The 19,818-nt window shown below is 58.4% G+C and carries 20 protein-coding genes; 8 read left to right on the top strand and 12 right to left on the bottom strand.

Features of this window, described 5'->3' with window-relative positions; all coding sequences use genetic code 11:
- Positions 1 to 84: 84 nt before the first annotated feature.
- Positions 85 to 1,044, bottom strand: a complete 960-nt coding sequence (locus tag ACPW74_RS11900) for a hypothetical protein (protein ID WP_049637115.1) — start codon at positions 1,042 to 1,044, stop codon at positions 85 to 87.
- 164 nt (positions 1,045 to 1,208) lie between these two features.
- Here ACPW74_RS11900 and thiI point away from each other — a divergent pair, with 164 nt between their 5' ends.
- On the top strand, positions 1,209 to 2,657 hold the full coding sequence (gene thiI / locus ACPW74_RS11895) for a tRNA uracil 4-sulfurtransferase ThiI (protein ID WP_049637116.1): 1,449 nt from the start codon (positions 1,209 to 1,211) through the stop codon (positions 2,655 to 2,657).
- Positions 2,658 to 2,731: 74 nt separating this feature from the next.
- Here the strand turns inward: thiI and ACPW74_RS11890 are convergent, their stop codons facing one another.
- Both ACPW74_RS11890 and ACPW74_RS11885 read right to left on the bottom strand, forming a co-directional pair.
- Complete coding sequence (locus ACPW74_RS11890; protein WP_049637117.1) at positions 2,732 to 3,124, bottom strand: hypothetical protein; 393 nt, start codon at positions 3,122 to 3,124, stop codon at positions 2,732 to 2,734.
- Positions 3,125 to 3,238: 114 nt separating this feature from the next.
- Positions 3,239 to 3,871, bottom strand: coding sequence for a trimeric intracellular cation channel family protein (locus tag ACPW74_RS11885; RefSeq protein ID WP_042075824.1), 633 nt, complete (start codon positions 3,869 to 3,871; stop codon positions 3,239 to 3,241).
- A gap of 382 nt (positions 3,872 to 4,253) precedes the next feature.
- Between ACPW74_RS11885 and ACPW74_RS11880 the strand changes: the two genes are divergently transcribed.
- The 7 genes from ACPW74_RS11880 (at position 4,254) to ACPW74_RS11850 (ending at position 11,462) form a co-directional block, all read left to right on the top strand.
- A complete protein-coding gene (locus tag ACPW74_RS11880; protein ID WP_069784664.1) occupies positions 4,254 to 5,147 on the top strand; it encodes a flagellin in 894 nt (297 codons plus the stop codon).
- A gap of 625 nt (positions 5,148 to 5,772) precedes the next feature.
- Positions 5,773 to 6,663 carry a flagellin gene (locus tag ACPW74_RS11875; protein WP_069784663.1) on the top strand — a complete coding sequence of 297 codons (891 nt, stop codon included), beginning with the start codon at positions 5,773 to 5,775 and terminating at the stop codon, positions 6,661 to 6,663.
- Between the two features lie 41 nt (positions 6,664 to 6,704).
- On the top strand, positions 6,705 to 7,163 hold the full coding sequence (locus ACPW74_RS11870) for a flagellar protein FlaG (RefSeq protein WP_223929950.1): 459 nt from the start codon (positions 6,705 to 6,707) through the stop codon (positions 7,161 to 7,163).
- Between the two features lie 33 nt (positions 7,164 to 7,196).
- Complete coding sequence (gene fliD, locus ACPW74_RS11865; protein WP_049636148.1) at positions 7,197 to 8,591, top strand: flagellar filament capping protein FliD; 1,395 nt, start codon at positions 7,197 to 7,199, stop codon at positions 8,589 to 8,591.
- Positions 8,592 to 8,611: 20 nt separating this feature from the next.
- The gene (gene fliS, locus ACPW74_RS11860) at positions 8,612 to 9,034 is read left to right on the top strand and encodes a flagellar export chaperone FliS (protein WP_049636147.1); all 423 of its coding nucleotides are present in this window, start codon (positions 8,612 to 8,614) and stop codon (positions 9,032 to 9,034) included.
- A complete protein-coding gene (locus ACPW74_RS11855) occupies positions 9,031 to 9,357 on the top strand; it encodes a hypothetical protein (protein WP_049636146.1) in 327 nt (108 codons plus the stop codon). Before fliS ends, ACPW74_RS11855 begins: the two co-directional genes overlap by 4 nt.
- On the top strand, positions 9,357 to 11,462 hold the full coding sequence (locus tag ACPW74_RS11850; RefSeq protein ID WP_049636145.1) for a motility associated factor glycosyltransferase family protein: 2,106 nt from the start codon (positions 9,357 to 9,359) through the stop codon (positions 11,460 to 11,462). Before ACPW74_RS11855 ends, ACPW74_RS11850 begins: the two co-directional genes overlap by 1 nt.
- Positions 11,463 to 11,519: 57 nt before the next feature.
- Here ACPW74_RS11850 and ACPW74_RS11845 read toward each other — a convergent pair whose 3' ends face one another.
- Genes ACPW74_RS11845 through pseB form a run of 9 tightly spaced genes read right to left on the bottom strand, consistent with a single transcriptional unit; the run spans position 11,520 to position 19,748 of the window.
- Entirely contained in the window at positions 11,520 to 12,185 is a 666-nt protein-coding gene (locus ACPW74_RS11845) for a class I SAM-dependent methyltransferase (RefSeq protein WP_049636144.1), read from the bottom strand.
- A gap of 18 nt (positions 12,186 to 12,203) precedes the next feature.
- Positions 12,204 to 13,244, bottom strand: a complete 1,041-nt coding sequence (gene pseI / locus ACPW74_RS11840; protein ID WP_049636143.1) for a pseudaminic acid synthase — start codon at positions 13,242 to 13,244, stop codon at positions 12,204 to 12,206.
- The gene (pseH, locus tag ACPW74_RS11835) at positions 13,241 to 13,804 is read right to left on the bottom strand and encodes a UDP-4-amino-4,6-dideoxy-N-acetyl-beta-L-altrosamine N-acetyltransferase (protein ID WP_049636142.1); all 564 of its coding nucleotides are present in this window, start codon (positions 13,802 to 13,804) and stop codon (positions 13,241 to 13,243) included. The genes pseI and pseH overlap by 4 nt, the downstream gene beginning before the upstream one ends.
- Positions 13,786 to 14,730, bottom strand: a complete 945-nt coding sequence (locus ACPW74_RS11830; RefSeq protein ID WP_049636141.1) for a hypothetical protein — start codon at positions 14,728 to 14,730, stop codon at positions 13,786 to 13,788. The genes pseH and ACPW74_RS11830 overlap by 19 nt, the downstream gene beginning before the upstream one ends.
- Positions 14,731 to 16,020 carry an aminotransferase class III-fold pyridoxal phosphate-dependent enzyme gene (locus tag ACPW74_RS11825; RefSeq protein WP_049636140.1) on the bottom strand — a complete coding sequence of 430 codons (1,290 nt, stop codon included), beginning with the start codon at positions 16,018 to 16,020 and terminating at the stop codon, positions 14,731 to 14,733. It abuts the gene before it with no gap.
- Entirely contained in the window at positions 16,017 to 16,772 is a 756-nt protein-coding gene (locus tag ACPW74_RS11820) for a cytidylyltransferase domain-containing protein (protein WP_049636139.1), read from the bottom strand. The genes ACPW74_RS11825 and ACPW74_RS11820 overlap by 4 nt, the downstream gene beginning before the upstream one ends.
- Positions 16,769 to 17,614: an aldo/keto reductase gene (locus tag ACPW74_RS11815; protein ID WP_049636138.1), complete on the bottom strand. Its 846-nt coding sequence runs from the start codon at positions 17,612 to 17,614 to the stop codon at positions 16,769 to 16,771. The genes ACPW74_RS11820 and ACPW74_RS11815 overlap by 4 nt, the downstream gene beginning before the upstream one ends.
- Positions 17,605 to 18,747 (bottom strand): UDP-4-amino-4,6-dideoxy-N-acetyl-beta-L-altrosamine transaminase, encoded by a 1,143-nt coding sequence (pseC, locus tag ACPW74_RS11810; RefSeq protein ID WP_049636137.1) that lies wholly within the window; start codon positions 18,745 to 18,747, stop codon positions 17,605 to 17,607. The genes ACPW74_RS11815 and pseC overlap by 10 nt, the downstream gene beginning before the upstream one ends.
- Positions 18,744 to 19,748: a UDP-N-acetylglucosamine 4,6-dehydratase (inverting) gene (pseB, locus tag ACPW74_RS11805; protein ID WP_010674303.1), complete on the bottom strand. Its 1,005-nt coding sequence runs from the start codon at positions 19,746 to 19,748 to the stop codon at positions 18,744 to 18,746. The genes pseC and pseB overlap by 4 nt, the downstream gene beginning before the upstream one ends.
- Positions 19,749 to 19,818: the final 70 nt, after the last annotated feature.

Here is a 19,818-nt window from a genome sequence, read left to right as displayed (position 1 = left end):
GTGGTGAGCGCCAGAATATTGACGGCATCGGTGATGGTCCCGATGCCGTCAGTTGATTGTCGATTCCCCGGCAGAGGCGGGGAGTCAGGGCTTGACCTGCCCCAGCCGGGTGAAGAAATGCCGGCTCTTGCGCTGGTGGAAGTGGCTCTTCTTGATGGGATGAAACACCAGGTCGCTCTGTGGGTGACTCCCCTTGAGGTGGTGGATCATCGCCATGGCCGGTAAGCCAGTACTGACGAGCGTGGTGAGCGGCAGGGTGATGGTCTCGGGTCCCAGCAAGGGTGTGAACCCCTGCTGGGCCTGCTCGAAGCGGGTCAACACGGCGGGTTCGGCGTAGCCGCTGCCCAGCATGGCGAGCAGGGCATCGAGGGCCTGATGGAACTCGGCGAGCTGCTGACGAAAGCCGCTTCGTCCCCGCAGGGCAATGAGCTCTGCCAACGGGATGTCGGCCAGGTGAGTGGGCACTTGCAGCGGGATCTCGAGGTGGAAGCAGTCCTGGCCGCCCCGGTTGTGGTAGCGGGATTCGAGCAGATGGAGCAGGCGGTCGAGATAGTCGTGATCGGTAATAAGCGCCCCGTCATTGGCGAGTGCCCACTCGCGGGCGAGCCGCATGGAGAGCAGATTTGCGAAGCGCCGCGCCATCCTGATCCCCCCTTCATCCTGCGTCGCAAAGCCGTGGGCGAGGCAAAACCCGTGCAACTGCTCAAGGCCGGCCTGGGCCGGGCAGAAGCAGTCGTGATTGGCCGGCATGCGCCAGCGACCGATCAGCTCCTTGTTGCCAAACACCTTGTGGCGGACAAAGTCGGGGGCAACCAGGCCGGCAATCTGGTTCTCGAGCTGGGGCGTGATGGCGGCGAAGAAGGCGGGTGCTGGCGGTTCGGCCAGCAGGTCGGTCTGCTGGCGCAGGGTCTCGAGCAGGGCGGTGAGACCGCTCTTTTCACTGACGGTGAAGACGAAGGCGAGCCGCTCCAGATAGAGCAGGGCAAACTTGAGCCAGAGTTCATCCCGCACTTCCATGCCGGGGTAGTAGATATGGGTTTTCATGGGTGCCGTGTTGCCGGGGCGCAGGCTGGGGAATATACGCAAGATGGCCAGGGTGCGGCAAACATTGCGTGGGGGAATGTGAGCGGCCGCTCATCCAGTAGGCGCTGGCCACAAAGTTCTGATATAATTCGCGCCCTTAAATCGAGGCCACCCGAGTCAATACCATGAAGTTCATTATCAAGCTGTTCCCGGAAATCACCATCAAGAGCAAGTCGGTTCGCCAGCGCTTCATCAAGATACTGCAGGGCAACATCCGCAATGTCCTGCGCCGCTTCGACGACGATGCCCGGGTGCGGATGGACTGGGACAAGCTGATCGTGAGCTCCCGTAACGATCAGTTCCGCGAGCAGGCCATCGAAGCGCTCGCCTGCATCCCCGGCATCCAGGCCTTCCTCGAGGTGCAGGCGAGCAAGTTCACCGATCTGCACGATATCTTCGAGCAGGTGAAAGCCGTCTGGGGTGACCAGCTCGAAGGCAAGACCTTCTGCGTGCGCGCCAAGCGCCACGGCAAGCACGAGTTCTCTTCGCTGGAGATCGAACGCTACGTGGGTGGCGGCCTGAACCAGCACTGCGTGAGCAACGGCGTGCGCCTCAAGAACCCGGACGTGAAGATCAACCTCGAGATCGATGGCGAAGAGCTCTTTATCGTCAGCGCCATCCACCAGGGGCTGAGCGGCATGCCCATCGCCACCCAGGAAGACGTGCTGAGCCTGCTCTCCGGCGGCTTTGACTCCGGTGTTGCCTCCTTCCAGTTCATCAAGCGCGGCTGCCGCGTGCACTACTGCTTCTTCAATCTGGGCGGGGCCGCCCACGAGATCGGCGTCAAGCAGGTGGCCTATCACCTGTGGAACCGCTTTGGCTCCTCCCACCGGGTGCGCTTCACCGCAGTGGACTTCGAGCCCGTGGTGGCCGAGATCCTCGAGAAGATCGACAACGGCCAGATGGGGGTGGTGCTCAAGCGGATGATGATGCGCGCCGCCGCCAAGGTGGCCGACGAGTTCCAGATCCCGGCCCTGGTGACCGGCGAGTGCGTGGGCCAGGTCTCCAGCCAGACCCTGACCAACCTGAACGTCATCGACCGGGTGACCGACAAGGTGATCCTGCGCCCCCTCATTACCTGGGACAAGCCGGACATCATCAGCGAAGCCCGTCGCATCGGCACCCTGGAGTTCGCCGAGACCATGCCGGAGTATTGCGGCGTCATCTCCAAGAAGCCGACCGTGAAGGCCGAGCTCTCCCGCATCGAGGCGGAAGAGGCCAACTTCGACTTCGCCATTCTGGACAAGGTGGTGGCCGAGGCCCGTTACCTCGATATCCGCCGCATCGGTGAAGAGACCGCCGCCGAGGTGCAGGAGGTGGAGACCACGGCCGCGACCGGTGACAACGAGGTGATCCTGGATATCCGCTCCGTGGAGGAGCATGACGACAAGCCGCTGGTGGTGGAAGGGCGCGAGGTGCTGCACATCCCCTTCTTCAAGCTGGCCACAGCCTTTGGCGATCTGCCGCAAGAGAAGACCTACCTGCTCTACTGTGATCGCGGCGTGATGAGCAAGTTGCAGGCGCTTTACCTCAAGGAGAAGGGCTTTGCCAACGTTAAGGTCTATCGTCCCTGAGCGGTCGACCCTCGCCCATAAAAAATCCGGCCAAGGCGCCGGATTTTTTATTTCACTTCCATGGATGCAGAGGGTCAGGGACAGGGAACCGGGGTAAAGGTCTCCTGGCCCTGGCAGCGCCAGCCCATCTCCGCCTGACGCATCTGCCACAGGTTGTTGCTGCGAAACAGGGTCAGGATATAGAGCATGTCGTTCCTCTGGCCATCGAGAGCCACCGAAAGCACGAGATCGTTGTCCAGCTGCTGGGCATGGATGCGGGTGGGGACGTCTTCATGGCCCACGAAGCGGCGAGCCACCTCGCGATAGTCGTTGACCCAGCCTTGCTGATTGCTGTTCGCCTGACGGATCTGCTGGTTGAACTGCTGTACCGGGGTGGATGCCAGACGCCCGAACAGGGCCTGTGCCCCCGCATGAGCCGCTGCCACCATCATCAGAACAAGCGTGGTAATGAGCCCAAGTTTTTGCATGAGAGAATGCATTGAGAGAGTCCGGATTGAAACGACCCCTGTATGACAACAGAAAAGCCGGCTTGGTTCAATCTTGTCCCTGTCGGGATGGGATCTCGCCCACTCTGGCGTTCCTCAGTTGCGCTGCAGCGAGAAGGTGGGCAGGGAGAGATGCCAGTAGATGGCCGCCACCCGCAGACCAAACACCCCCAGCATGCTGATGAGCATGGCGCTCACCCTGTCCACTCCGACTTCCAGCGACAGGGTATAGAGGATGCCCCCCAGGATGCAGGCGGTGGCGTAGATCTCCTTTTGCAGCACCATGGGCACCTCCCGGGCCAGCACGTCCCGGATCATGCCGCCCGCGACGCCGGTCATGGTCCCCATGATCACCGCAATGAGCCCGGGTGTGCCGAAATTGAGCGCCTTCTGGGCGCCGATCACGGTAAAGAGTGCGAGACCGAAGGCGTCCGCCACTGGCAGCACATACCAGGGCATGCGGCGAGGCAACTTGACCATCCACATGCCGACGAGGGCCGTGGCAATCACTACCCAGATGTAGAGGGGGTCGCGAACCCAGAAGACGGGGGTGGCCCCCAGGATCATGTCGCGGATGGTGCCGCCACCGATGGCGGTGACCGCGGCCAGCACCATGACGCCAAAGCCGTCCATTCTGAGACGACCCGCCACCAGGACCCCCGAAAACGCGAATACCGCAGTACCAAACATGTCGCTGATGTAAACGATCTGCTCAACCAGAGTCTGCATGGAGAACAACTCACGTCCAATAGATGATGGGGCGGCGATTTTAGGGGCAAGCCGTGGGGATGAGCAATGCGGGAGTGCAAAAGTGGGAGCCAGCGCCGGTTTCTGGGAAAAGGGTGGAGAGTGACCACAACGCCATGTCTGGTGCGGGGCCCGGGCCTCTGCTCGTGGGTGTGCAGCGCACCATGGCAAAAAACTCCGATTTTTTTCTCAAGAGTGGGGAATAGAGGCCGATATATAGGTTAGGCGGCAATTACTGCCATAAAGGCAGAAAAAAGAAATTAAAGTATCACTAAAAGACGCCGTTAACTAAACATATCAGGCACAAAACAAAATAAAGCCTGAGTGAATTAAAGTTAAATTTTAATAGCTTAGGAGAAAAATCATGAGTCTGTATATCAATACCAACGTTTCATCGCTCAACGCCCAGCGTAACATGATGAACAGCACCAAATCCCTGGACACCTCTTACACCCGTCTGGCCTCCGGCCTGCGCATCAACAGCGCCAAGGACGATGCGGCGGGTCTGCAGATCTCCAACCGTCTGACCTCCCAGATCAACGGTCTGGACCAGGGCAACCGCAACGCCAACGACGGCATCTCCCTGGCACAGACCGCAGAAGGGGCCATGGACGAAGTGACCGGCATGCTGCAGCGCATGCGTACCCTGGCGCAACAATCCGCAAACGGATCCAACTCCGATTCTGATCGCGATGCGCTGCAAAAAGAGATGGATCAACTGGGTGCCGAGATCAATCGTATCTCTACCGCCACTACCTTCGCAGGTACCAAGCTGCTCGATGGCACTTTTACCGGCTCCTTCCAGGTGGGGGCCGACGCCAACCAGACCATTAGTTTTAACCTGAATCAGACCGATGGTTTCAGTATTTCTGGTATTGCGGCGGCGGCGACTGCGGCTGGTACTGCTGCTATTGCTGTCAATACTATTTTCACTAGCGGTAGTACTGCTGGTGGTATCAGTATCAGCACCCAGGCCAAAGCTCAAGATGTATTGCTTGCTACTGATTCCATGCTGAAAGTGGTGGATGGGAAGCGTGCCGAACTGGGTGCGGTGCAAAACCGTCTGGATTCCACCATCCGCAACCAGGCGAACATCTCCGAGAACGTCAGTGCCGCCCGCTCCCGTATCCGTGATGCGGACTTCGCGACCGAGACTGCGAACATGACCAAGCAGAATATCCTGCAGCAGGCGGCGTCCAGCATCCTGGCGCAGGCCAACCAGCGCCCGCAGTCTGCACTCTCCCTACTGCAGAACTAAGGGCCCTGAAGCCGAGAAAAAGAAAAGGGCGGGTGTTCAGGCCGCCCTGGTAAACAAGATGGAACAATGGGGTGTTCGGATTTACGCCTTGTCCTATCGAAAGAGAAGTTCTTTTATTGGTATTACCCCTCGAGTGTTGCGCAGATCGTTCACTCTGTCATCCTCGAGGTTGTTCTCCTGAGCGTAAGCTCTTCTTTGGCCGACATTGTCGGCCTTTTTTATGTGCGCCGAAAAATCGGCGGCGCATAACAATAAGCATAAGCTGTGCCAATGCATTCTGCATCCTAGGGGAATACGCACGATAGCACCGCTAATGAGATGGAGGACTCCACGATGCCGCCTCCTCTTGTCGCTCCCACCTGGGCGGACAGTGCTTGCCTCTTTGTTGGTGAAGGCGGCAATAAATTTCCTAAAGCTTCCCATGAGGCTGCCGTTACAGAGTGTGAAGCAAATTGAGGGGTGTTCGGAAATCCAACATTTGCGCAACTGCGGGTCCTATGTCCGTTCAAACAGAGGGCCCGCCAGATGGCACAGATCGTTCAATCTGTCCGTCTGAACGGTGGGATACTGGCTGCACTGACGCAAGCAGAGCCCGCAGTTTCTTGTTCATCAGGAGAAATTCTTTATGGCTATGTATATCAATACCAACACTTCATCATTGAACGCTCAGCGCAACTTGATGAATACTAGCAAATCAATGGATACCTCTTATACCCGCCTGGCGTCCGGCTTGCGTATCAACAGCGCCAAGGACGATGCTGCGGGGCTGCAGATCTCCAACCGTCTGACTTCCCAGATCAACGGCCTGGACCAGGGCAACCGCAACGCCAACGACGGCATCTCCCTGGCACAGACCGCAGAAGGGGCCATGGATGAGATGACCTCCATGCTGCAGCGGATGCGTACTTTGGCGCAGCAATCTGCCAACGGCTCCAACTCTGACTCTGATCGCGATGCGCTGCAAAAAGAGATGGATCAACTGGGTTCTGAGATTAACCGTATCTCCAAGGACACCACCTTCGCCGGCACCAAGCTGCTCGATGGCACTTATTCTGGCTCTTTCCAGGTGGGGGCCGACGCCAACCAGACCATTAGTTTTAACCTGAATCAGACCGATGGTTTCAGTATTTCTGGTATTGCGGCGGCGGCGACTGCGGCTGGTACTGCTGCCATTGCTGTCAATACTATTTTCACTAGCGGTAGTACTGCTGGTGGTATCAGTATCAGCACCCAGGCCAAAGCTCAAGATGTATTGCTTGCTACTGATTCCATGCTGAAAGTGGTGGATGGGAAGCGTGCCGAACTGGGTGCGGTGCAAAACCGTCTGGATTCCACCATCCGCAACCAGGCGAACATCTCCGAGAACGTCAGTGCCGCCCGCTCCCGTATCCGTGATGCGGACTTCGCGACCGAGACTGCAAACATGACCAAGCAGAACATCCTGCAGCAGGCGGCGTCCAGTATCCTGGCGCAGGCCAACCAGCGCCCGCAGTCCGCTCTGCAACTACTGGGCTAAGCTGGCCACACCGTCAATATCATTGATATGAGGAGCAGCAGATGGCCAATGAATCGATAGCTATGCCCTCTGTTACTTCGACGCTCACTCAACATGGCGGCCCCCAGGCCGCCATGCCTGTTTCTCCCTCCGTTTCGGGTGGACATGATGTGGTCGAGCAGAAAGGCGTCGAGTCGACAGCCCAGGTATCGCAGGCGCCGCTGACACACATCAGGGCAGCAGAGCCGCGTATCGACAGGGCTGATATAGAAAAACAGGCCCAAGAATTGCAAGAAAGATTGGACAACCTGAGCAAAATGAAAGGGTGGACGATCAATTTCAGCCTGATCCCAGAATTCGATCAGCCTGTGATCAAGGTGATAGACGCGGAGACCAAACAGGTGATCCGCCAGATCCCGAGCGAAGAGATGCTCTTGATTAGCAAGAGGTTGCAGTCCATGGAACAATCGGGAAACACGGTATCCAGCCTCTCAGGGCTGCTGTTCGATGGTCAGGTGTAACCCTTTTTTTAAGTCGATAGACAGGAGGACGTGATGGCAATTACCTCTGCGGGGGCGGGGTCTGGGCTCGATCTTGAGAGCGTGATTTCGGCGAGTGTGTCAGCGAAAAAAGCCCAGCTGCAACAGCCGATCATTACCAAGCAGAACAGCACCCAGATCACCTTGTCTGGCATCGGTCAGCTGAAGTCCTCCATCTCTGCCTTTACCGACATTCTCGACAAACTGAGTGCACCTGGCGCATTCAACAAGCGCGCCATCAACATCACCCAGAGCAAGGATGACCCTGTGCTGAAGGTGGAGAGCAAGTCTGGTGCCTCCAATGGGCAATACAACATCATCGTCAATAAGTTGGCGGAAACGAGTCGTCAGGAAGGGATTTTCGATAGTTCCACTACCTCACTGGTCACTCAGGATGGACAACTGACTTTCCAGGCCGGCGACAAGACCTTCAAGGTGGATGTGAAAGCGGGCGATACCCTGCAAGACATTCGCAAGAGCATCAACAGCAATGGTGACAACTTCGGCCTCAGTGCCAACATCGTCAACACGGCGGATGGCAAGGCCAAGCTGGTGATCGACTCCGGCATCTCGGGAGATGGCAAGGATCTGACCATCACCGGGAATACCGCCGAACTCGCCATTTTCGAGGCCGGCGGCGGTGTCATGAGCCAGACCCGGGCGGCCAGCAGTGCCGAGATCAACGTGGATGGCAATGTCCTCAAGAGCGACACCAACACCTTTGACGACTCCATTCAGGATCTCAAGGTGACCGTGTTGCGGGTGTCGGACAAGGACAGTGTCGGAGATCTCAAGGCCAACAGGGTGGACATCACCACCGACAAGACATCCATTCAGGATCTTGTCCAGCAGTTCGTGGATGGCTACAACACCCTGCAGGACAAGATGAATGGTCTGGGCAAGCGCAACAGCTTCGTGGGCGGCGTCAAGCAGGACGATGGCGGTGCCCTGGCGGGGGATTCCACTACCCGTGCCATCAGCGCGTTCATGAGCAATCTGCTGGTCAGCCCTTCCCAGAACAGCAGCACCTATTCCACCATCTTCGAAGTCGGCATCAAGATGGACAACAAGGGCAAGTTGTCGCTGGACAAGACCAAGTTCGGTGAGGCGGTCGACAAGAACTTCGATCAGGTGGTGGCGCTCTTTGGCGAGGAAAAGGGGCTGGCGGCCACCTTGAATACCGGCCTGAAAGAGTACACCAAGAGTGGCGGCATGCTGGCACAGCGGGAAGATGTCCTGAACTCGGATTTGCGTGCGCTGACCCAGAAGACGGCGACGGCCAATGCTCAACTGGCGAAATATGAAGCGGCATTGCGTGCTCAATACGGCAGCCTGGATGCCCTGCTGGTCAAGATGAACAGCTCAGCCTCGGCACTGGCGACCTTGCAGACGAATTATCAAAACTCTTGATAGATCGAGAGAATTCAAACATGTACAAACGCAATATCAAAGCATATACGGCGGGCAACCTTGCCGCCGATCTGGCCACGGCGGATCCTCATCGCGTCATCCAGCTGATGATGCAGGGCTGCCTGGAGCGTCTGGCGCAAGCCAAGGGAGCCATAGAGCGCAACGACATGGAGGCCAAATCCATCGCCGTCTCCAAGGCCCAGGGGTTGCTGCACGGTCTGCAGGATGCGCTGGACATGAGCCAGGGCGCCATGGCTGAAGACCTGTATGGGCTCTACGCCTATATGGACGAACGTGTCTGGGACGCCAGCCTGACCCGTGATGTCGCGCCCCTTGAAGAAGTCATGACACTGATGCTGACCATCAAGTCCGGTTGGGATCAACTGCCGGAGTCAGAAAAGCAGCAAGGATTCCAGATGAGACAACAGTTGGGCGAGCTGTGAGCGCCACCCTCGCCGCCCTCGAAGAGGCACTGAATGAGAATGCCCGTCTGGTGGAGGGGCTGTTGCAACAGCAGCAATATGACGAGGCGTTGCAGTGTATGGATGAGCGGCTGGCATTGATAGAGAGCCTGATGCAACTGGTTGGCCGGGAGCCGTCGCAACGGTCGGCCGCGGTGGCGCTGGCTGGCAGATTGTCCATTCAGGAAGAGAGAATGCAGGCCCTGGCCGCCAGCCACCATCACGCCATTTTCGAACGCTTGACTCTGGTCGGTAGAGCCAACAAGGCCGGGCAGGCCTATCGCGTGAACAGCAAGGAGTTCTGATGCCAGGCAATATTGATGCGGCCCTGATAAAAGCGGAGCAGGAAGCGCTGCGGCTTCGGCAGCAGGCGGAGCAGGAAGCGGCCATGGCGGTGGCTTTGCCGCTGCGATTTGAACAGAATATGGCGGCGTTTCGCCAGTACATTCCCCATATCGCCGATATGTATGAGCACTATCAACCCGCCCGTCCATTTCGGTTTTTCTGCAACGAGAATGGTCAGCCTAATCTGGCTTGGCTCGATGATGATGTCGCAGTCTATGGCGCCGAACCCTATCTCATCTGTGAAACGCTAGTAATGGAATCCATAAAAAAGGGAGGGCTATCCAGATGTTCATTTAGCCAGGAGACCAATCCGCTCGGCTTTATACATGTGGAGTATCTAAATAAGCTCAATACCTATCTGGGAGATATTTCTCAGGAGGCTGGTGTCTTAAGTCAGGTGCCGAATGAAGTACCGAGCGCTTTGATCCTTGGTGTGGGCCTGGGTTATCACCTTGGCTATATCTATGAACGTTGCAAGATTGGTACCCTGTTTCTGTTTGAGCCGGATCTGGATCTTTTCTATGCATCACTATTCTGTTTTGACTGGGCACCGCTGCTGAGCTATTTGCATCAGGAAAATTTGGGAATACATATCCTGCTAGGGCAGGATGAGCAGACAATCTTGAATGATTTTTCTGCGGCAGTACAAAGCCGAGGCTCCTTTCTGATTGCCAATGCCTTTGTCATGTGGGGATATCAGAATGATAAAATAAAAAGCCTGATGAATATCCTCCAACAGGAGTATTATCGACTGATTATGGGATGGGGATTCTTCGATGACAACCTTATCGCACTTTCCCATACCGTGGAGAATATTGAACGTGGCGTGCCTTTTTTAAAGCATGCTCACAAGGTTGCGTATGAGTATCAACGAGTGCCTGTATTTATAATTGCCAATGGTCCCTCTCTGGATGATTCCATCGATGTCATTGCGGCTAATAAAGACCGGGCCATCTTAATATCCTGTGGCAGTGCAATATCAGCTTTGCATAAAGTTGGAATAAAGCCGGATATTCATGTTGAAACTGAACGCACCAAAATCGTCTATGATTTCTTGGTTAACCTGAATGACCCTGAATATCTGCAAGATATTTTTTTCTTGAGCACAGATGTGATTCATCCGAATTGTTCAACTTTATTTAAACGTTCAGCACTGTTGTTCAAAAGTGGTGAACCAGGAGTCATGTTGTGTCATCACCATTTTCCGGAGTCGAGATTATTTACTGCTCTGGGAGTAGTTAATCCATTGGTGGGTAATATAGGTGTCGCTACACCAATTTATCTTGGTTTTAAGAGTGTTTACTTGTTTGGTTTGGATAATGGTTATAAAGAGAAAGGTAATCATCACTCAAAGTTAAGTTCATATTATAATAATGAGCAGAGTGCCGAAATCTTAGGCAAGATAATGTATGGCGATGATCAGTGGCAACGTGAGGCAAATTTCTCTGGCGTTATTATAAGCAATGCCATGTTTGATACATCCCGACACATCATCGAGTATGTATTGTCTACTAATAGAGAAGTACAATGCTTTAATTGTAGTGATGGAGCCAAAATTAAGGGAGCAAGACCTTTTCCAAGCAGCGAGGTGGGTTTATTCCAACCCATCGATAAGGCAGCCATCCTCGATGACATCAGCAATAGACTCTGTGCTCCACTAGCGTTATCAAAGCAAGACTTTTATCCTTTGCTAGATGTTGAATTTTTCAATAATTTTATCGATAAAATGGTTGATGAGTGGCAGCTAAATTTTTCATCTAGGAATGAGATTAATCAGCTGATGCTGCAACATTTTGGTTATCTTAGTCAGATAGCCAAAACTAAGCAAATGCATATAGCTCAGTTTATGATAGGCTCGATGAATTATATATTTACCCTGTTAAGTTCCATTCTTTATTCAACCGAAAAGGAAGGGGAGGCTCTTGCCCTGATGAAGCCCGCCATTGAGATCTGGCTAGAGTTTTTGGCCAAGGCGAGGGAGATGTATCCCAGGGCGCTCGACAGCGTCGACATGGTGGATAACGAAGTGATGGCGCTGTTCAGAAAGAAAACCGTGAACAGCTGAGCCTGTGCCCCTGCACTTGGGGAGAGACGAAAATACCGACCCTTGGGTCGGTATTTTTTATCTTGCGGGATAGGGGTTCTGCGCCGCGAGCAGCCTCGCATCTTTGCGCAGGATCTGCACCGAGATCAGCGCATCCGGCTCGAGTTCGGTGCTGCCGTCGTGATGCTGCACATGCTCGAACAGACGGTGGTAACCCGGATGCCAGGCAAACAGATCGCCGTAGTTCATCTTGTAGCTGAAGAGACTGGCGTGATGCTGATAGTCGTTGCGATAGTGTCCGGCCGGCGGATTGAAATCCAGTATGGTCATGAGTCCCTGGTCGGCCAGCAGCGCATCGCTGCCTGCGGCAATCTTGAACAGATCCTGGGGATCGCACAGATAGAGGCAGAAGCCGAAGATGATGAGGTCGACGGGTTCCATCTCGGGCAGGTTGTCGGCCGTCCCGACCGTGAGGTGCAATCCAGGGTACCGGGAGAGCCCATCCTGGATGGCACTGGCCGAGGGATCCACCCCATAGCAGCGTGCGCCGTAATGCTCGGCCAGCTGCGCCAGCCGCCAGCCGTTGGCGCAACCTATCTCCAGGATCCTGGCGGGTTTGCTGCCCAGATACGCCAGTGCCTTGAAGATGGGATCGCGCTCCAGGGTCTTGCCTAGGATGGCGCTCTTGTTGCGTTCGTACCACTCGTTCCCTTCCCGGGACATGAAGACGTTCTTCTGATCCATGCTGAGCTCCTCGACCGTTTAGGAAACCAATGACCAGGCCAGGGGCGTACCGGCCTGAATATCCTGGCTGGCACGGCGACCCAGCAGGGAGGGAAGGTGAACCGGGGGCAAACCATCGGCCGGCCGGACGGAACGGACATTGCGGGACGTGAAGGCATCCCCCGCCTTCATGTCCTCACAGACGAAGAGGGAGCGAGCGAAGCGCCGGTTGCGCATCGTCTTGTCGTTGAGTTGGTAGCTGACCTCTCCCAGAGCGGCCTCAACTTGTCGTACTCCCTCGACCATATGAGCGAATTCATCCGGTGTCATGGAGAAGGAGGCATCCGGCCCACCCAAGGTGCGGTCCAGGATGAAATGCTTCTCTATCACGCGGGCGCCCAGGGCGGCGGCAGCCATGGCGACCGCCTCTCCCAGGGTGTGGTCGGACAATCCCACCTGGACACCAAACGTCTGCCTCATATTGGGGATAGTAAGCAGGTTGGCTTCTTCCACTGGGGCGGGGTAGGAAGAGGTGCACTTGAGCAATGTGATGTCGTGATTGCCCACGCGGCGGCAGGCCTGTACGGCGGCATCGATATCGGCCAGGGTGGCGATGCCGGTCGAGATGATCATCGGCTTGCCCTTGCTGGCGGTGTACTCAATCAGAGGAATGTCGGTGATTTCAAACGAGGCGATCTTGTAGAGAGGGACGTCGAGAGCCTCCAGAAAATCGACGGCACTGGGGTCGAAGGGAGTGGAGAAGAAGATGATCCCCTCCTTGTGTGCTTCCGCCTGGATGGCGGCATGCCACTCCCAGGGTGTGTATGCCTCTTGATAGAGCTTGTGCAGGGTGGTGCCATCCCAGAGAGTGCCCTGATTGATCTGGAAGTACTCATTGTCGCAGTCAAGGGTGATGGTGTCGGCCGTATAGGTCTGGATCTTGATGGCATCGGCCCCGCACGCTTTGGCCGCGCGCACTGTCGCGAGGGCCGTTGCCAGGTCGTGGCCGTGATTGGCCGACAGCTCGGCAATGATGAAGCATCGATTCGGATTGATGACGCTAGCCATGGCTTGGGTCATGGATGTTTCCACTCCTGTTCAGTGATCCCCATGAGCATGAGATCGACATAATTGGTTGTCTGGGGGCGGCTGACGGCCTCTCGCCAGGCGCCTTCATGGCGAAAGCCGGCGCGTAGATAAGCCTGGATGGCTCTTTCATTGTCTGCCGCCACCTCGAGCTTGAGGGTGTGCAGCTGGGCGACCTCGAAGGCGAGCCGGTTGACGGTGGCCAGCAGGCGGGCGCCCAGCCCCTTGTCGGGGCGAAAGGGATTGCGATAGATCCCGAGCCAGCCCAGGCGGTTGTGCCAGTCCAGCCTATGCAGGGAGATGACGCCGGCAGGCCCCTTGTCGTCCTGGCAGAGATAGTTGACGTTGCGAGTGTCCTGAGACTGACGTGCCATGAAGGCACGGTGCGCAGCCAGAGTGATGTCACCCCCTGTGTTCATCCAGCGAGCGACCTCCGGGTGGTTTCGCATCTGCCAGACGGTGATCACTTGCTGTTCGTCCAGCATGGCGAAGGGGATGAGGTGGATCCCGGCGAGATTGAAGCTCTGCTGCAGCACTAGGCCTGGTTGAGCCATGCGAGTGCCTCCAGGGTGCCGTTGCCAGCCATGAGTGCCTGCAATCTGTGCGTCCGTCTGGCGCGCTCGTCCGATGCCGACAGCCTGGACAGCCCCTGTTCCAGGTGGGAGAGCAAGGCCGGATCATGCCACCATTCCCCAGAGAGAAAGGCATCAGGGCCGCACCAGCCCGCCAGCTGGTTGGCCTGGTTGTCGGCGACGCCGATCAGCATGCCGGGCAAGCCACAGCGGGCGAGCTCATAGGCCGCTTGCCCGGCTGCGCTGATGGCCAGATCGCAGTGACACATGAGATCCGCCATCTGGGTTGCGTCGAGGTTGTGATACTGCCGGCATCCCCACAGGCGGGGATCCGGTTCCCGGTTGACGACGTGCAACTCGGCATCCGGGGCGTGCTGGTGCAGTAAGGTCACCAGACTCGGCGTCAGGTCGCGGATGTCGGTTCCCCCCATGATGATCAGGATGCGCTCGATGCGCTCGGAGACTTGAGTGCGAGGAGGCACGGACCAGAACGGGGGGCGCAGGGGCTGCCAGCCCGGTCCCCACCGCCAGGTGGCGGAGCCGGATGGGGTGCCCGGGGCGCCGGGGCAGGCGTGGATCACCAGCCCCTGGGGGTAGTCCAGCCGTTCGGTGTCATCGAGGTACAGTACCCGTGCAAAGCCTGCCGATATGCTCTGCAGGGTCTCCAGAGTGGCCGAATAGGAGTCGACAATGGCGACCGCCCGCTGCGGGGAGATACGCTGCTGCTGCCAGTTGCCCCAGCTGACGGATTCCCCCCTGAGCATGGCTTGCGCAAGTTCATCGCCCTCTATCACCCAGTGGACCTGGCCCCCCTGTTGTCGCCAGGCCTGCGCATAGGCGCCGCAGCGGCTGAGGTGACCGAGACCCCGGGCCTTGTCCCCTTCACTGAAAATCCACAGTGGCAGCACTCAGCGCACCTTGAATACCGGCTGGATGGGTTCGCCGTCCAGAGCCTGATGGACGGCCTTGTCCGCGTCCAGGCGGATAAGCGCCGGTAGGACCTCGGCGTAGACGGCCAAGAGGGTCTGGACATCCTCTTCGCCGTGGGCAAGGTTCAGGTTGTGACTGCCGAGGCTGAGGATGCCCCGCTTGCATAGCTCCTGGATGAAATAGCTCTTGAGCAGCCAGCTGGAGTGGTTGGGGGAGTCGCCGATGAGCAGGAAGCTCCAGCTCGGATGACCGGCGCTCTGCAACCAGCTTGGGGCGTTCAACTGCTGGAGCAGGGCATCGAGCCCGCTCTGCAGTTGCTGGCCTCGCTCGGCCAGCCGTGCTGGCACATCGAGCCGGCGCATCTTCTTGATGACGGCGTTGGCCGCCGCGAGGGCGATGGCATCGCCGCCGAAGGTGCCGGAGAAGAAGATGTCCTCCATGCGGCGCATGTACTGACGGCGGCCCACCACGGCGGAGATGGGGAAGCCGTTGGCCATGCCCTTGCCGAAGGCGGCCAGATCCGGCGTGACGCCAAACAGGGTCTGGGCGCCGCCCAGATGGAAGCGAAAACCTGTGATGGTCTCGTCGAAGATGAGCAGGGCGCCGTGATCATCGCACAATTGACGCAGACCGGGCAGGAAGTCCGGAGCGGGCCAGACGACGTTCATGGGTTCCAGGATCACGGCGGCAAATTCGCCGGGATGGGCCTCGAGCTGCGCCTTGAGAGAGGCCAGATCGTTGTAGTCGAAGCGATGGGTGAGCTCGCGCACGCATTCGGGCACTCCCAGATGGCGGGTGGTGGAGCCGATGTACCAGTCCTGCCAGCCGTGATAGCCGCAGACGGCGACCCGCTCCCGTCCGGTCACGGCGCGGGAGAGGCGGATGCAGGCGGAGGTGGCATCGGTGCCGTTCTTGCCAAAGCGGACCATCTCGGCGCAAGGGATGAGCTCGATCAGCTGCTCCGCCACCTCGGTTTCCAGGCGGTGGGGCAGTGAGAAAATGGAGCCCAGATTGAGCTGTTCCAGCACCGCCTGATTCACCTCGGGGTCGCAGTAACCCAGGCTGATGGCCAGCAGGCCGCTGGCAAAGTCCAGATACTCGTTGCCATCCACGTCCCAGACCCTGGCGCCCTGGCCACGTTCGATGAAGAGGGGCGCCGCACCATAGGGGAAGCAGAGGCGGCTCTTGGAGAAGGTCTGGGAACCCAAGGGAATGCTCTGCCCGGCCCGGGCGGAGAGGGTCAGTGAATGCTGATACCGTGAGGTCATGAGTGGTTCTCCTTGGCCAGCGAGCTTGCCAGCCCCTCATTGCGTTGATGTTGGGTATTCAGGGTCGCCAACTGCGGCTCACGCGCCAGCAGGGCGAGAATGTCGTCGGTGGCAAAGGCCGGTTTTGACGGGTAGAGCCGCTGATAGATTTGCTCGACCAGGGCGAAGTCGGCGGGCTCGTCCACCGTCCAGCGCAGATGGGCCAGGCTCGGCTGGCGCACCAGCTTGCCTATCTTGAACTGCGCCTCGTGCTGGCGGATGTAGTAAGTCACGTGCTCGCGCTGGGTTGGGGTGTGGGCGCACCCGGCCAGCAGGTCGAGGGTGGCGGCGCTCAGGATCTCGGCGTCCAGCCCATCAGGGTAGCTGGGATCCCAGCAGTTGCTGCTGTAGTCGTAGCCGCCGGTCAGATGCAGCTCGATAAGTTCGTCGATGAGAGCGGGATCCGCGAGGGGGCAATCCCCGGTGAGCCGCACGATCTGGCTGGGGCTGAAGGGTTGGGCGGCCAGATGGAAGCGCTGCAGCACGTCGTCCAGCGGGCCGCGAAAACAGGGGACGCCCAGCTCGGTGCAAAGGGCCGCGATGGCCTCATCCCCGGCCTGGTCGCTGGTGGCGACCACCAGTTGATCCAGCCTGGTCGAGCGTTGGAGCCGCTCTATCTGGCGGGCGAGCATGGGCACACCGAGCAGGGGCTTGAGCACCTTGCCCGGCAGTCGGCTGGAGTTGGCTCTGGCCTGGAGGATCCCGAGGATCATGATGCTCTCCACAAGGCAGGGTTGATGAGGGCCGGTTCGCTGCAAGCGAGGGTGGCCAGTTCGTCGTCATGGCAGGGGGACAGATGGGCATGGGCTGATGCGATGGCTGCCAACTCGTGGGCATGACAGACCCCTACCACGAAGCGGCTGACCTGGGGCAGGGCCGGGATCAGGGAGAGCGCTTTGTAGAGGGAGGAGAGATGGGGGCGCCACCCATCCAGCCGCGCCAGCGGTTCACGGAAGGCCTCAAAATAAGCGGGACGAAGATCCGGCTGCATCAGCAGCAGGCCTTGCAGGAACAGGGATCGCACATGGATCTCACAGCCAGCGGCCTGCAGCCTGTCGAGCCAGCCCGAGCGCAGGAAACGCTGATCGAGCAGGTTGGCGGGGAGCTGCACCAGCTCCAGGGGATAACCCTGATCCAGCCACTGTGCCAGCTCTTCGGGGGCATAGACGGAGACGCCCACCTTGCCCACCTTGCCCTGATGCTGCAGCTCTGCCAGCTGCTCGAACAGGGCGGGGCTGGCATCCTGGCTGCGGTGCAGCAGCAAGCCATCCAGCCTGGCGCGCGCCAGGCGTTGCAGGCTGCCTTCCACCGAGATGGCGACGTCTGCGGCCTGGATGCCCGGCGCCAGCTTGTCTATCAGTTGAAAGTCGGCGCTGTGGTGGTGCCCGAGCCTCTCCTCTGCCTTACCGTAGGCCTGGGCCGTATCCAGGGTATCCATCCCCAGCTTGCGGGCCAGGGCCAGAATGGCGTCGAGCTCCTGATCCTGCACTTCGCCTGTGCGGTTGCTGATGCCGTAATCGAGCCCGAACTGGACCGTACCCAGTGCTAGGCGCATAGCACCGACTCCAGAGTCTGAACGACCTGATCCTGCTCGGCCAGGGAGAGGCCGGGGAACAGGGGGAGGCTGATGGCTTGTCGATAATAGGCCTGGGCACCGGGATAGTTGGCGGGGTCGTGGCCGAGCTCACGGTAATAGGGTTGGGCCGGAATGGGCATGTAGTGCACGTTGACGCCGATACCGGCGTCTCTCAGGCGGGCAAACACCTCATCCCGGTCTTGCACCCGGATCACATAGAGGTGGTAGCCACTGAGTCTGTCATGCCCCTGGTGCAAGGGCTCGACCGGCAGTCGGGTCAGTAGCTCGTCGTAGCGGGCAGCCAACAACCGGCGCCTGTCAATGAACTGCGGCAGGCGGGCGAGCTGGCTGCTTCCCAGCGCCGCCTGGATGTCGGTCAGGCGATAGTTGAAGCCGAGTACCTGCTGCTCGTAGTACCAGCCCCCCGGAGTGTCGACGGTCAACTGCGCCGGATCCCGGGTGATGCCATGGCTGCGATAGAGACGAAGCCTCGCGGCCAGCTCGGCACTGCGAGTCGTGACGGCGCCCCCTTCCCCGGTCGTGATGGGCTTGACCGGATGGAAGCTGAAGACGGTCATGTCGCTGTGGGCACAACTGCCGATGGGCTCTCCCTGATAACGGGCTCCCAGGGCATGGCAGGCATCTTCGATGAGGGACACACCATATTCTCGGCACAGGGCGCCTATCTCGGCGAGATCGCAGGGCTGGCCCGCGAGATGCACGGCGACCAGGGCCTTCGGCTGACGAGCGCTGCCCTGAACCCGTTGCAGCTTCTCGCGCAGCGCCGTCACGCAGAGGTTGCCGGTTGCGGAGTCCACGTCGACGAAATCCACCTGGGCGCCGCAATAGCGGGCACAGTTGGCTGAGGCGACGAAACTGATGGCGGAGACCCAGACCCAATCCTGTTCGCCGAGCGCCAGCGCGGCGCAGGCAAGGTGCAGGGCCGTGGTGCCGTTGCTGCAGGCGATCACGTGGGGAGCCTGGCAGTAGTCGGCCAATCCCTGTTCGAAGGCGGGGACCGCCTCACCCTGGGTGAGGTAGTCCGACTTCAACACGGCGACGACGGCTTCGATATCTTCATCTGTGATGGATTGGCGTCCATAGGGGATCATTCGGCGAGCACCTGCTGATTCATGACTTTCAATTCCTCTATCGACAGGAAGTGGCGATTATTGAGGGAATTGTATTCAAAGCCGTGCTCGACCCGCACCGCGGTGTCACCCAGGGCATTGACGGCGAAGTCATTGTTTCGGCTGGTGAAGGTGATGCTGGGAGCGATGACGTAATAGTCGTCAAATTCATAGGTGTGGTAGGAGTCGTCAGCCGGACACATCACCTCGTGCAACTTCTCGCCCGGACGGATACCGATGATCTCCTGGGGCAAGTCCGGCGCCATGGCGCTGGCGAGATCCGTGATGCGTACCGACGGGATCTTCGGAACGAACACTTCCCCCCCTTTCATGCGGGCAAAGTTGGTCAGCACGAACTCGACCCCCTGTTGCAGGGTGAGCCAGAAACGGGTCATCTCGGCATGGGTAATGGGGAGGCTGCTGGCCCCTTCCTTGATCAGGCGATCGAAGAAGGGCACCACAGAGCCCCGGGAGCCGACCACGTTGCCATAACGTACCACGGAGAAAATGGTGGGGTGCTTGCCCGCCATATTATTGGCGGCGACGAACAGCTTGTCGGAACAGAGTTTGGTGGCGCCATACAGGTTGACCGGATTGGCCGCCTTGTCGGTGGAGAGGGCGATCACCTTCTCGACCCCGTTGTTGAGGGCCGCCTTGATGACGTTTTCCGCACCATGGATGTTGGTCTTGATGCACTCCATGGGGTTGTATTCGGCGGCAGGCACCTGCTTGAGGGCGGCGGCATGAACCACGAAGTCCACGCCGTGCATGGCCATGTCCAGGCGCTCGGCATCCCGTACGTCACCGATGAAATAGCGCATGCAGGGGTGATTGAAACGCTGCTGCATCTCGAACTGCTTGAGTTCATCACGGGAGTAGACGATCAATCGGCTTGGCGTGTAGAGGGAGAGGACTGCCTCGATGAACTTCTTGCCAAAGGAGCCGGTTCCCCCGGTGATCAGGATCGTTTTGCCGTTGAACATGTCATGGTCCCGTTATGAAGTGAGTGTCTATTAGATTTAAAAGCATATTTTATGCCATAACCCGCGATAT

Source organism: Aeromonas sp. INTO2 (genome assembly GCF_049860605.1).
GTDB classification, from domain to species: Bacteria; Pseudomonadota; Gammaproteobacteria; order Enterobacterales; family Aeromonadaceae; genus Aeromonas; species Aeromonas caviae.
Note: the sequence above shows the minus strand (reverse complement) of the source record. Positions and strands in the feature narration are given on the sequence as shown.